We start from the raw sequence: 12,951 nt of genomic DNA, 5'->3' as shown, positions 1-12,951 counted from the left end.
CCGCCGATATGACCGTGTTGACCGCGGGTTTTGCGGCGCACACCGGGCTGGATATCGCGGGCATGGTGTTCGGGCTGGCGTATCAGGATGGGGCCGAGTCGCTACTGAAGGCTGCGGCCGCCGCCATCAACGCCTGCCGGCACAGCGGCGCCGTCATTGCCCAAGGCGCGTCGAACTATTCGAAGGCGGAAGCCGCTTCGAAGCTCGGCGGTGGTGCCGGGGTGTTGCAGGCCCCCGCGCTGCCGGTCAAGATCACGGCTCCCGGGCCGCCGGGGACGTTGGGTCCCGGGAAGCCGCCACCAGCGTTGTGGGCGTTCATACAGTCATTCGTCGACGATGTCTGGCCCGACGGCGACGTGGCGGGATTGCATGCGGCGGCGGGACGTTGGCGAAGCTTTGGCGCGGTGATGAGCGGAATGCGGGGCGCGCTCAGCGCGTCGAAGTCACTTCTGGATACGCAACAGATCCCCGAAGGCGCAAAAATCGATGAGGCTTTGTGCCATCTGGGCGACTGTGTCGCCGAAATCGGTGAGCAATGCGGCAAGCTGGCCACCACGGTCGACAATTTCGCCAACGAGGTCGACCACGCCCAATGCGCGATCCGAGATCTCTTGCGCCGGTTGGAGTCTCTGGCTGACATAGGGCACGACGTGATGCTGATCATCGAGGGCGACGCTTTCGACGAGATCGAGAAGATTGCCCAGGACATCGAGGCCGTACTGCACAACTTGGGTCGGGAGGCCAGGGCCTACGAGCAGGGAATCAAATTTGTCATGCAGGCCTGCGACGGCCTGATTGTGCAATTCGAAAAGCACGTGCGCCGCGAGCTCACCAATTTCTTGGGCGAGGACGTTGGAAACCCGATGGCGACGGTGTTCGACACCTGGGCCAACGTGAACGAGGGGGTGTTGACGGGTGCGGCCGGGATGGCGATGGGCATCGTCGATCTCGATCCGCGATGGTTCCTCTTCGATCCCGAGGGCGCAGCGGCGACATGGTCGGGGATGGGAAAAGGTTTGTGGAAGGGGAGCTTGATCAATGCCCTCTTCAATCCCCAAGAGGCCCTCGATCAAAACCTGCAGCAGTTGAAATCGTTGCTGCACATTGATGATTGGAGTACCGCTCGGCCTGGGATGGGACTCGGCGAAAACATTTTTGACGTTGGCACGCTGATTCTTCCCGGTGCCGGCGAGGTCGGAATCGGGACAAAGGGGGCCACCGCCGCTGCCCGGGGCGCGGAGGAGAGCGTTGAGGGGGCGGAGGCTGCTCGCGCCGCGGGGGAGGCAGGTGACCTCGCTGCCACCGGGAGCGAGTTGGGTGAGATCGGCGCGACTGGCCGCGATCTGACCAAGGATCTCGAAAGCGCCACCGGAGAACTGCCGACGCCGGAGCCACCGATCAGCGGCGCTCCCGTGGCATTGCCGCCCGACGGGTTGCCCGACGTTCCGGTTGAATCCGCTGCGCATCCGGCGGATCCCGCGCCCGCGGGGCGTCCGACTGATCCGGCGTCGGGACCGGCCGGCGGTGCTCATGAATCGACGCCAGAACCCGTTGGACGCCCGCCGTCAGCCTTAGTTGAACCCGTGTCCGGAGCGCCGGCATTTCAATCCGCGCCCGCGGCGGGCGGGCGCCTGCCGTCGGCCGTTCCGCAACTCGTTGATCATTCGCCGGCTCGAGTGCCGTTGGCGCCGAGCGGGTCTCCCGTCGAACCTGCGCCCGTCTCTGCCCATTCGCCGCACGCTGCTCCGGCGCCATCGTCGGCGGCTCCCCACTTCTCGGCCCCGAGCCCTCGTGCGCCCGAACTGCCGGCATCGGGTAGTGGCGGTTGGCATGGGCCGGGGGATGGCGGCCGGCCGGGGGGCCCGCCGCACGATGAGCCGCCGGCCGGTCGGGGGAAGCATGGGCATGGCAATCACTCTGACGGACTCCCGCCGGCTGGTGACCATCCCGGCGAGGGACATGGTGGCTCTTCCGGCGGCGAGCGTCAGGACCCCGTGCATTCCCACGGCGCATCGGGCGACGGATGGCACCGGTTGCCCGATCAACCTCTTGATCCGCATTACGGCGAACCGTTGTCGGAATACTGGAACTACCCTTACGACCCTACAGATGAGGGTCATATACATGCAGATGTGAGGAAATTAATGGCTGATCCTGGTGCGCCGTTTGGACGCGATGTTCAAGGGCGAGCATTCCGTCAAGACGAATACGAAGTTCGCTTTAATAAATTGGGACCCGCTGGGCAGCATTGGTACAACTTTCCCGGCAATGGGGGTGCCCTACCGGGCACGCGAGTTGCCTACTCTGACCTCGGATGCTTTGTACGAGATTACGGCTCTCGACTCGATCGCATCGGTGACGATGAAGGCGCGTATCTGGCTGTGGTGGAAAACGGACAGGCTTCGTCCTGGGAAGAGCGTGCGCTACACGTAAATTCACTAAGGGATCCATACGCGGCATATACCTTGAGTAAGCTTCCGGAAGGATGGACTATCGAAGTATCAGAGGTAGCGCCCGGGCTTGGGCAACCTGGCGGATCGCTCCAGGTACGGATCTTCGACGCGAAGGGTGATCCACGAATTGTGGACGAACTGATCACCGGAAAGGTGCTCTCACAATGACAAGCAGTGTAGACCTTTCGGTCGGCTTGCAGGACTGGGTTCGACTTGCCGGAATGGACCTAACTCAAGGATCGCGAACCCAGGATGGCAGAACGGTTATTTGGAATAAGGGTGGAGAGATCCGTTACTTCATCAACTCTGTTGGTAGCTATTATGTTATTACGACGTCTGATCGGATGGGTCCAGAATACTTCAATTTAGCTGCGCTGACGATGGGGCTCATCGAAAAATATCTGTATGGTCGTTTTGGAGGTTCGGTTCGCAAGCGTGAAGGTTTGACGCGCATACAAAAGCCATTTTCGCGCGACGAGCTAAAACCAGGTTATCGCTTCGGCACAGTCACTTTCGCTGGCCGCGAGCGAGATTCACTTATTGATGGTACTGGTTCGATGGCAGCCATTGCCGCAGATGACAGGCTTGTTGAGATATCGCATTATATAGACGTGCCAATCGAGACTATAAAAGACTCATTTCTTGACGCCGATGGAAAACCGCTGTTTGCCACTCTGGCATGAGACGATAATGAAGATGACGAATTTCACAGATGGCCTAAAGTCACCCGGCTTGACCGAGCTAATTAGCCGTTATGACGCGTGGCGTAGCCGTTGGACAGCCGTAACTGGGAACGAATCTTCTTGGGGTGCTGCTGAATTGCTCGATGGTCGGCTTTGGATTCGTGATGGATATCCGTATCCGGACTGGAAAGCTAAAGTCATCGAGCCGTGCGAGCTTGGATACCTTGTTCTCAGCGCCACCACTGAGAGAAGCAACTCGCCCCGCACCGCAATTGAGTCAGTGTTTTCAAATCTCGACGATGCTGGGAAGTACGTCATTGTAAATCTGGGCGACATGGTTCGCCGGAAAAGAAACATCGAACCGCTATATCGAAAATGGCAGAGATCCGGATTATACAGCGACTTGACTAAAGAACCCGTTGATGAACCCGTTGTTCAATTTATTGCTGACTATAACGGCGTTGAAGACGACCTCGTGCGGCAGTTTATCCACAAGTACTCTCTACGGGAACGTCCAGATCGATATGCATACCTGACCCCCGCTGACGAGCCGAAGAGTCGAATACTAGTCGAGTCCTACGACGCACTCGATGAAGTATTGACCGAAGGTCTCGAGCGCTCAGAATAGCGAAGCTACTTCTAGCGCCGGTCCAGCAGATCCGACGAACCGAGCACCCGCTCCACCTGCACCTCGATGACCACCCGTCGCGGGTTGGGCCGCGGCGTGCGATAGCGCTGGGCATATCGCAATTCGGCATCGCGCACCGCGTTGACGTCATTGTTCACCTTGGACCGGCCCTCGAGCGACAGCCACCGCGCGCCGTCCACCTGACTCAGCACGGCCACCCCGCCGCGGTCGGCATTGACGGCCTTCTGCGAACCTCCGGTGGTGATGACTCGCGCGATGTGCGTCTTGGGGTCGAAGGTGAAACCCACCGCCACCACGTGCGGTGAATTGTCGGCCCGCAGCGTGGTCAGCATGGCCAGATGCCGCTCCGACAGGAACGCCAACGCGTCATCGGTGAGCCGGGTAGTGGTGTTCGCCATCAACGCACACGCTAGCGCAGGTGATAATCGCAGCCGTGGACGACACGGGAGCAGGTCCGGTACTGGTTCTAGGCGGCCGTAGCGAGATCGGCATCGAACTGGCGCGCCTGCTGGCCCCCGGCGCGACGGTGGTGCTGGCCGCGCGCAGAGCCGACCAACTCGACGAGCAGGTCAACGCGCTGAAAACCGCCGGCGCGACGACGGTGCAAACCAGGGAGTTCGACGCCGACAACCTGGCTTTGCACGGCCCGCTGGTCGACTCGGTCGTCGCCGAGCACGGGCCCATCGGCACCGCGGTGCTGGCCTTCGGAATCCTGGGCGACCAGGCCCGCGCCGAGGCCGACGCGGCGCATGCGGTCGCCGTCGTGCACACCGACTACGTCGCCCAAGTCAGCATGCTCACCCATCTGACGACCGCCATGCGCAGCGCGGGACACGGCTCGCTGGTGGTGTTCTCATCGATTGCCGGAGCGCGTGTGCGCCGCGCCAACTACGTCTACGGCTCGGCCAAGGCCGGCCTGGACGGCTTCGCCAGCGGCTTGGCGGACGCGCTGCACGGCACCGGGGTGCGGCTGCTGATCTCGCGCCCGGGGTTTGTCATCGGGCGGATGACGGAGGGCATGACGCCGGCGCCGCTGTCCAGCACGCCAGCGCAGGTGGCCGCCGCGACCGCGCGTGCGCTCAGAAAGGGCAAGCGCACGGTATGGATTCCGTGGGCGCTGGGACCGGCGGCCTTTGTGATGCGACTGCTGCCGCAATTCGTCTGGCGCAGGATGCCGCGATGATCCGCGCCGGTGACGATGCAGAGCGAAGCGATGAGGAGGAGCGGCGCCCATGATCCGCGCCGGTGACGATGCAGAGCGAAGCGATGAGGAGGAGCGGCGCCCATGATCGTAGTTGTCGGCATCGGTGCCGACGGCATGGCAGGCCTGTCCGAGGCATCGCGTGCCGAATTACGCAGGGCCACAGTGATTTACGGGTCGAAGCGCCAACTCGACCTGCTCGATGACACGGTGCGCGCGCCGCGCAAGCAATGGCCGTCACCGATGTTGCCTGCGCTGCAGGCGCTGCTCGACGACCACACGAGCGGCGACATCCACGTGGTGGCGAGCGGTGACCCGCTGCTGCACGGCATCGCCGGCACACTGATCCGGTTGTACGGCCCCGAACGGGTCAGAGTGCTGCCGCACGTCTCCTCGGTGACGCTGGCGTGCGCGCGAATGGGCTGGAACGTCCACGACACCGAGGTGATCAGTCTGGTCACCGCGCAGCCGCACACCGCGGTGCGCCGCGGCGGCCAGGCGATCGTGCTGTCGAAAAACGGATCCACCCCGACCGAACTGGCCGCGCTGCTCACCGCGAACGGCCGCGGCGACTCGCGGTTCAGCGTGCTCGAAAGGCTGGGCGGCTCAACCGAACACCGCCGCGACGGCACCGCGCGGCAGTGGGCCGAAGACGCGCCACCAGACGTCGACGACCTCCACGTGATCGCCGTCCGCTACGCGCCCGACGAACGATTGTCGCCGCTGCCCGACGATCGCTTCGTGCACGACGGGCAGATCACAAAACAGGGCATCCGTGCGGTGACGCTGGCGGCACTGGCGCCGCGCCCGGGGGAGCGACTGTGGGACGTCGGCGCCGGCTCGGGCAGCATCAGCGTCGAGTGGTGCCTGAGCTGGCGGGGCTGCAGCGCGGTCGCTTTCGAGCGTGACGAGCGACGTCGCCTCAACATCGCCTCCAACGCAACGGCTTTCGGTGTCAGCATCGATCTGCGCGGCAACGTACCGGACGCATTCGACGACGCCGAGCCGCCCTCGGCGATCTTCATCGGCGGCGGCCTGACCCAGCCCGGTCTGCTCGACGCGTGCCTGGACAGGTTGCCACCGGCAGGCCGGGTAGTGGTTAACGCGGTCACTGTCGAGTCTGAAGCCGTGCTGGCGCAGGCTTATTCGCGACTCGGTGGTCGGTTGCGCCGTTTCCAGCACTCCCAGGGCGAGCGGCTGGGCGGGTTCACGGGCTGGCGCCCGCAGATGCCGGTCACCCAATGGGCGATGACGAAATGACGGTGTACTTCATCGGCGCGGGCCCGGGTGCGGCCGACCTCATCACGGTCCGCGGCCAACGGCTTCTCGAAAGATGCCCGGTGTGCCTGTATGCGGGCTCGATCATGCCCGAGGACCTGCTGGCCCTGTGCCCATCGGGTGCGAAGGTCATCGACACCGGCCCGCTGACGCTCGAGCAGATCATCGACGAACTCGCCGACGCCGACACCGCCGGGCATGACGTCGCGCGTTTGCATTCCGGCGACCCGTCGCTGTACAGCGCGCTGGCCGAGCAGTGCCGTCGACTCGATGCGCGTGGCATCGACTACGAAATCGTGCCTGGCGTACCTTCTTTCGCTGCCGCGGCGGCCGCGCTAAAGCGCGAGCTCACCGTCCCTGGAGTCGCGCAGACTGTGACGCTGAGCCGGATCGCTACCCTGTCGACGGCGATGCCGCCCGGTGAAGACCTCGTGACACTGGCCCGATCCGGTGCCACCCTGGTGCTGCATCTGGCCGCCGCGCAGATCGACACGATCGTCCCGCAGCTGTTCGAAGGCGGCTACAAACCCGAAACACCCGCCGCCGTGGTGGCTTTCGCGACCTGGCCGCAACAGACGGTGCTGCGCGGCACACTCGCCGATATCGCCGCGCAGATGCACGAGGCCAACATCACCAAGACCGCCGTGATCGTCGTCGGCGATGTGCTTGCCGCCCAGGGATTCACCGACAGCTATCTCTATTCGAGCGGGCGGACCCGGGGGAGCAGCCACTGATGCGGGTGCTGTTGCTCGGTGGCACCGGCGAGGCGCGCGCGTTGGCGAAAACGCTGCACCCCCATACCGACATCGTCAGTTCCTTGGCGGGGCGGGTGCCTGATCCCGCCCTGCCGGTGGGCCCGGTACGGATCGGAGGCTTCGGTGGCGTCGAGGGCCTGCGGCGCTGGCTGCGCGACGAACACGTCGATGCTGTCGTCGACGCGACCCACCCGTTCGCGGCGACCATGACCGCGCATGCGGCCCAGGCGTGCGCCGAATTGCGGATCCCGTATCTGGTCCTGGCCCGCCCGGCTTGGGATCTCGGCGCCGCGATCGTCGTCGATTCGGATCGGCAGGCCGCGGATACCGTTGCCCAACAAAGCTATTCGCGGATATTCCTGACGACCGGTCGTTCCGGGGTCAAGGCATTCGCGGACAGCGACGCGTGGTTTTTGATCCGCGCGGTCACCGAACCCGACATGGGCTTGCTGCCGCGCCACCACCAACTGGTGCTCTCCCGAGGCCCATACCATTACGACGACGAGTTGGCGCTGTTGCGCGAGCACCGCATCGATGCCCTGGTCACCAAGAACAGCGGCGGCGACATGACTCGGGCGAAGCTGGATGCCGCAGCCGCGCTGGACATTGCGGTGGTGATGGTGGCGCGGCCGTCGCTGCCTGCGGGTGTGCGAACAGTGGGTACCGTGCGCGAGGCCGCGGATTGGGTTGCGGGACTGACGCGCTAGCCGGTCAGGTCGTCGCGCTCGGCGTCGGCCAACAGGGCGTCGCGGGCGCGTGCGACGCGGGACCGGATGGTTCCCACCGGGCATCCGCACACCGCGGCGGCGTCGGCGTAGGGCAGGCCGAGCAACTGGGTGAGCAAGAGCGCCTCGCGTTGCTCGACGGCGAGGCCGGCGATCATCGTCGTCACCTCGACCACGTCTTCGAATCCTCGCGCGTGGCGGTCGCCGCGCAGCAGTAGTTCGGGATCTGCGCCGGGTGCGGTGCGCGGGCGGGATTGCACGTGGCGGATGTGGTCGGCGACGACGCGTCGCGCGATCGCCAGCAGCCAGGTCCGGGCGCTCGAGCGTGCCGAGAATCGCTCGATCGCGCCGATGGCACGCAGGTAGGTCTCTTGCGTCAGATCGTCGGCGTTGCCGGCGTCCGACAGGTAGGTGACGAACCGCCACACGTCTTGCTGGGTCGCTTTGATGAACGCCTCGAGCGCTCGTTCGTTACCGCGTGCTGCCGCCAATGCGAGCTCGGTGACGGCCTCGTCATCGCTGGACGCGGTCATGACCAACCACCTTAGTTGCGCGGCCCCGATGAGTCTACGACGGGTCGTCGTAGTGGCGCCCTCGGGCAAGGTTCGATTGATCGGCCACAGATGACGTCGCGGAGCGCCGGGTGACGCGGCCGGCCGGGCGGGGTAGTTTGCCTCGCCCGAGCCATCGGAGGTGCCGGGCCTCCGCGAGCCCCCGCGTTCGCGCGCGACCAACAGCGCGAACGCCAGCCCCAACAGCAGGGGCATGTGACTGGCGATGCGGGTGGCGGTCACCTCGCCGGCGAAGGCGTCGACGATCACGTAACCCAACAGCGCAACGCAGTAGACGCCCGTAATCGCCGCCACCCCAATCGCGGTGACGGGCCAGACGCCGGCGGCGATCATCGCCAGACCCAGTGCCAGCAACCACGCGGTGGACTCGTGCATCAGATGCTCGCCGGACATCGCGCCATGCATGTGGCTGGACACCATGCCGAAATCGATGCCGCTGATCTGCGCGGCCGCAATCGCCACTTGGAACGCACCGACGGCAATCAGGCCGCAGCGCCGGTAGTGCGATCGAAGCGTGCGCATCCAGCGGTGGTGCCCGGAGGCTTGCTCGTCGATGCTCGCCATGATTTTGTCGACCAGATCCGGTCCGTTGGCCGGCGTGACCGAGGCCAGTCGGCGACTCTGCACCGCGGCGCCGATGAGCCAGGACCGGCAGCGGCTGCACGATTCGAGATGTGCATCGACCTGCTGCGAGAGCACCTGGGGACGCTCACCGTCCAGTCGGGCAGAAAGCGCCTCACGCGCAACGTCACACCGCATCCCTGCATCGTTGCGCATGGTCGGTCCACGTGCAAAGAGCATGCGAAAACACGTGTCGGGAACTAATCCGGTCAGCAAACCGACCACTAGACACGAGCAGCCCCAGCCCACCCCCAGAACTCACCGAAGAGGTATTCGTGTCCTTGCCCGGAAGCCCCCGACGATGACCGCCCCGATCTGGATGGCTTTTCCGCCCGAAGTGCATTCGACATTGCTGAGCAGCGGCCCCGGACCCGGGCCGCTGCTCGCCGCTGCGGCCACCTGGTCGTCGATGAGCACCGAATACGCCTCCGCGGCGGACGAACTCACCGGACTGCTCGGCGCGGCGCAGGGGAGTGCGTGGCAGGGACCCAGCGCCGAGCAGTATGTGGCGGCGCACGCCCCGTATCTGGGCTGGCTACACGAGAGCGCCGCCAAGAGCGCGGCCGCGGCCACGCTGCACGAGACCGCGGCCACGGCCTACACCGCCGCGCTGGCCGCCATGCCGACGCTGCCCGAACTCGCGGCAAACCATGCCGTCCACGCGACGCTGCTCGCGACGAACTTCTTCGGCATCAACACCATCCCGATCGCCGTGAACGAAGCCGACTACGCGCGGATGTGGCTGCAGGCCGCCGAGACCATGACCACCTACCAAGTCGTGGCGGAGTCGGTCATGGCGGCGGTCCCGGCGACGACGCCCGCGCCCACGATCGTCGCGCCGGCCGCCGAGGCGACCGTGGCGACGGCGCAGGCCGCTACGACGGCCACCGACAGCGGCAGTACGTCCTGGCAGGACCAGTTGGAAGCGTTGATCCGCTGGTACACCACCAATTTCGCGTGGCCCGTTTCGAAGGACCTCAATCCCAATGGCTGGCCCTTCAACCCGATTCCGTTCGTCAACGGTATCCAGTCGTTCCTCTCGGCGATACCGGGCTTTTCGCCGACCCTCGCCAACGCCATCGCCTGGGCGACCTTCCACACCCTGATGATCTTCTGGCCGTTCATCCAACTCGCGATTCAGATGGCCGTGGTGCTCGCACCGGTTGTCGTCGCGGCCGTCGGTGCCGCCGCGGCCGGCGCTGCGGCGGCAGCGGTCACCGCGGTCAGCATCGCCGTCCCCCTGTCGGCCACCCCGGCGCCCGCGATCGCTCCGGCGTCGGCACCGATGGGCGGCGCCGCGCCGGCCCCGGCGATCAGCACGGCATCCGCACCGACAACCGTGAGCCACGCGCCGACCGTGTCCAGTGCCACCGCGCCGACCGCGACCGCACCGGCCGGCGCCGGCCCTGCCGGTGGCGGCCCGGGCGCCGGCTTCGGACCGACGGCCACGGACGGGATCGGCGCGGGCATGTCCGACTGGCTCTATGCCGTTGGCCTGTCGGGGTTGGCGGCTCGCGGCAGCGCCGGTAGCAAGGCGCGTCGCAGGTCGAAGGACCCGGCGTCCGACGACGTCGACGCGCCGGCTGAGGCCGCCGCGGCGGCGGGCAGCAAGCAAGCCAGGGCCCGGCGACGTCGCGCGGCGACAGCAAAAGATCACGCGTATCGCTTCGAATACATGGACCTGGATCAGGAGCCGCTGCCGGGCTTCGACAATGATGATCCGCATGCAGCCCACCCCTCCGGAGGGGGTGCGGGGCCACTCGGATTCGCCGGTGCCGCAGCCAAACCCGCTGTGTCGCGGGCGTCCGGATTGACGACGCTGGCCGGCGACGGCCTGAGCGATCGACCGGTGATGCCGATGATGCCGAGCAGCTGGGGTCGCGACTAGCCGCTCAGGATCGGCAGTTGTAAATACGACGCGTCCTTGCCGCCGGTGTGGATGACATGCGTGCCGCTGTTGCGGGGAAGGTAAGCACGCGTACCCGGCATGATCGCACCCAGTGCATTCTGTGCGCTGATGACCAGCCGGAGTTGCTCGCCCGGGTAGAACACGAGACCGATTGGAGACAAGTCGATTTCGACGGTGACCACCTCGCCGGGCGATAGCTTCTCGACGCGGTCGAAGCTGTGCGCCGGGACGGCGTCGGTCGTCAACTTTCGGTCGAGCCGTCGAGCGGACGCTCGCAAACGCCCGTTGGAGCCCTTATAGCGCAACACGGATGCGCCCCGCTCGGTGATGTCCTGCGCCAGCGCTCCGTCGTTGGGCACGTTGAACTGTTGCAGGGGCGCGCCTTGACGATTCAGTTTCTGGACGAGAACGAACAGGTCCATGTCGTCGGCGCCCTCGGACTCAACGCGCAGCCGCACCTTGGGGTAGCCGACCATCGTTGTCTCTTCGGCGAAGCGGATCACGAAGGAGACCTGGGCGGGATCCGTCTCAGCGTTATAGGACGCCGTTGCCTCGTCGAGGGGCGGGTCGGCCTGCAGAGTCCGCGACGCGGCGTCGAGGTAAAACTTCGTGTGGGCGACATTCTCAGGTGGAAACTCGTTGGCGGGCTGGTCGATTCGGTCGCCGCCTTCGAGGTCGAGCACGCTGTAACGCACCCGCGGCGTATCCTGCCAACCGTTGTCCTCGCCTTTGAGGTAGTGGTCGAAGAACCGGCGCAACTCCTCGACGCTTGCCTCGTCGTAGTAGTCCGGCCACTCCTGCGTGTTGTGGATCCGGAGCCATTTGTCCGGTGACATGATCCGGCGCCAGGCGCGGAATGTGCCCGCCGTGTGCAGCGTGTTGGAATAGCTCGCCACGACGTAGGCCGGAACGGTGATCTGTTCGAAGCGCGCGATCTTGTCCTCCCACAGCTCATTCATCAGCGGGTGACGCTGCGCCTCGGTGAGGATGTCCTCGCGTCGGTTGTTGCCGGAGTAGCTGTTCTTTTGCAGCCGCTCTGCGAAGCCGGTGTCGGGCATGCCGCCGCGCATGACGAGATCGCGATAGACGTCACTGAGGCCTTCGCACGGGTTGATCGCCGCCAGGTGCGGAGGCCGTTCGGCGGCGGTAAACCATTGGGAGATAGCAAGATAGGACGTCCCGCTCATCGCGACCTTGCCGTTGCACCAATCCTGGGTGGCAAGCCATTCGATCAGGTCGTAGCAGTCCAGCCCCTCCTGGCGGCCGAACATCGCACTGTCACCTTCGGATTGGGCGATGCCGCGCGGATCGGGGTTGCAGATCGCGTACCCGTGCGCGCACCAGTACGCGGGATCGGGTCCCTCGAACTTCTCCAAGCCGGAAAGCGACCCGTTGTCGATCCCGATCATGTCGAACAGCGACGTGACGCGCGCAGTGGTGCCCTGACTCTTGCCGTAGGGGCTCCACGCGACGATGACGGGCACCCGTTCCGATCCGGGTGGGCGGAGCACGTCGACGTAGATGGTCACGCCGTCGCGCATGGTGACCGCGACGTCCTTCTCGAAGACGATGTCGGTGGGCAGCGCGCGGAATCGTGGATCGACGCGGTAGCCCGCCGGCAGCGTCCGGGTGCTCGGCTCGAACTCGCTGAGCAGTCCGTTCGCCTCGCCCGCTTGGTAGTGCGATGGCTCAAAGACCTTCTCCGCCTGGCTCATTGCCATCTCCTTTCGTCGCCATCGGTTTGCGGACCTTCCCGACGGTAGACCTGCAACCGAAGAAAATCAACAACGGTTGAGATTTCTCCGTCAAGGCGGTACCGTCGACGCATGACGGCGAAGAGCACGCCGGCGTCCCGGCGGGGGCGCCGGCCGGGCACGAGCACCACCAGGCAGGCGATTCTGGATGCGGCCCGCGTCCGTTTTGCCGGCGACGGTTTCACCGCGACGACGATCAGGCGTGTCGCGCTCGACGCCGGCGTGGACGCGTCGCTGGTGATGCAGTTCTTCCGATCGAAGAACGAGTTGTTCGCCGCCGTCATGTCGATCTCACCGGATGCGTTGGCGCGCTTCGCGACCGCGTTCGACGGGCCCGATGAGCACCTCGGC

Annotated in this window: 12 protein-coding genes and 1 pseudogene; 9 read left to right on the top strand and 4 right to left on the bottom strand. The window is 65.5% G+C overall.

Features of this window, described 5'->3' with window-relative positions; all coding sequences use genetic code 11:
- The 3 genes from JOZ00_RS24815 to JOZ00_RS24805 form a co-directional block, all read left to right on the top strand.
- Positions 1-2,621 (top strand): glycohydrolase toxin TNT-related protein (locus JOZ00_RS24815; protein ID WP_293349488.1); only part of this gene is annotated, 2,621 nt, incomplete at its 5' end.
- Entirely contained in the window at positions 2,618-3,136 is a 519-nt protein-coding gene (locus JOZ00_RS24810) for a TNT antitoxin family protein (RefSeq protein WP_293349485.1), read from the top strand. The genes JOZ00_RS24815 and JOZ00_RS24810, both read left to right, overlap by 4 nt.
- Positions 3,137-3,149: 13 nt before the next feature.
- Positions 3,150-3,764: a hypothetical protein gene (locus tag JOZ00_RS24805; protein ID WP_293349482.1), complete on the top strand. Its 615-nt coding sequence runs from the start codon at positions 3,150-3,152 to the stop codon at positions 3,762-3,764.
- A gap of 11 nt (positions 3,765-3,775) precedes the next feature.
- On the opposite strand, the gene JOZ00_RS24800 is transcribed toward JOZ00_RS24805, so the two are convergent.
- Positions 3,776-4,183 carry a F420-dependent biliverdin reductase gene (locus tag JOZ00_RS24800; RefSeq protein ID WP_293349479.1) on the bottom strand — a complete coding sequence of 136 codons (408 nt, stop codon included), beginning with the start codon at positions 4,181-4,183 and terminating at the stop codon, positions 3,776-3,778.
- A 35-nt stretch (positions 4,184-4,218) separates the two neighbouring features.
- Here JOZ00_RS24800 and JOZ00_RS24795 point away from each other — a divergent pair, with 35 nt between their 5' ends.
- The 4 genes from JOZ00_RS24795 to JOZ00_RS24780 all read left to right on the top strand — a co-directional run bounded on the left by JOZ00_RS24795 (position 4,219) and on the right by JOZ00_RS24780 (position 7,726).
- On the top strand, positions 4,219-4,968 hold the full coding sequence (locus JOZ00_RS24795) for an SDR family NAD(P)-dependent oxidoreductase (protein WP_293349476.1): 750 nt from the start codon (positions 4,219-4,221) through the stop codon (positions 4,966-4,968).
- Positions 4,969-5,070: 102 nt separating this feature from the next.
- Positions 5,071-6,246, top strand: a complete 1,176-nt coding sequence (cbiE, locus tag JOZ00_RS24790) for a precorrin-6y C5,15-methyltransferase (decarboxylating) subunit CbiE (protein WP_293349473.1) — start codon at positions 5,071-5,073, stop codon at positions 6,244-6,246.
- Complete coding sequence (gene cobM, locus JOZ00_RS24785) at positions 6,243-6,998, top strand: precorrin-4 C(11)-methyltransferase (protein ID WP_293349497.1); 756 nt, start codon at positions 6,243-6,245, stop codon at positions 6,996-6,998. Before cbiE ends, cobM begins: the two co-directional genes overlap by 4 nt.
- Positions 6,995-7,726, top strand: a complete 732-nt coding sequence (locus JOZ00_RS24780; RefSeq protein ID WP_293349494.1) for a cobalt-precorrin-6A reductase — start codon at positions 6,995-6,997, stop codon at positions 7,724-7,726. Before cobM ends, JOZ00_RS24780 begins: the two co-directional genes overlap by 4 nt.
- Here the strand turns inward: JOZ00_RS24780 and sigC are convergent.
- Both sigC and JOZ00_RS24770 read right to left on the bottom strand, forming a co-directional pair.
- Positions 7,723-8,277, bottom strand: coding sequence for an RNA polymerase sigma factor SigC (gene sigC, locus JOZ00_RS24775; RefSeq protein WP_293349491.1), 555 nt, complete (start codon positions 8,275-8,277; stop codon positions 7,723-7,725). The two genes, JOZ00_RS24780 and sigC, sit on opposite strands and share 4 nt — an antisense overlap.
- A gap of 129 nt (positions 8,278-8,406) precedes the next feature.
- Positions 8,407-9,075 (bottom strand): annotated as a pseudogene (locus JOZ00_RS24770) (DUF2275 domain-containing protein); the annotation flags it as partial.
- Between the two features lie 163 nt (positions 9,076-9,238).
- Here JOZ00_RS24770 and JOZ00_RS24765 point away from each other — a divergent pair.
- Complete coding sequence (locus JOZ00_RS24765) at positions 9,239-10,825, top strand: PPE family protein (protein WP_293349470.1); 1,587 nt, start codon at positions 9,239-9,241, stop codon at positions 10,823-10,825.
- Here the strand turns inward: JOZ00_RS24765 and JOZ00_RS24760 are convergent.
- A complete protein-coding gene (locus tag JOZ00_RS24760; RefSeq protein WP_293349467.1) occupies positions 10,822-12,561 on the bottom strand; it encodes a CocE/NonD family hydrolase in 1,740 nt (579 codons plus the stop codon). The two genes, JOZ00_RS24765 and JOZ00_RS24760, sit on opposite strands and share 4 nt — an antisense overlap.
- A 111-nt stretch (positions 12,562-12,672) precedes the next feature.
- On the opposite strand from JOZ00_RS24760, the gene JOZ00_RS24755 reads away from it, so the two are divergent.
- A partial coding sequence (locus JOZ00_RS24755) for a helix-turn-helix domain-containing protein (protein WP_293349463.1) occupies positions 12,673-12,951 on the top strand: 279 nt, incomplete at its 3' end.

Origin of the sequence: Mycobacterium sp. (genome assembly GCF_019243155.1) — a bacterium.
Taxonomy (GTDB): Bacteria; Actinomycetota; Actinomycetes; order Mycobacteriales; family Mycobacteriaceae; genus Mycobacterium.
This window is presented reverse-complemented; position numbering and strand designations above follow the sequence as displayed.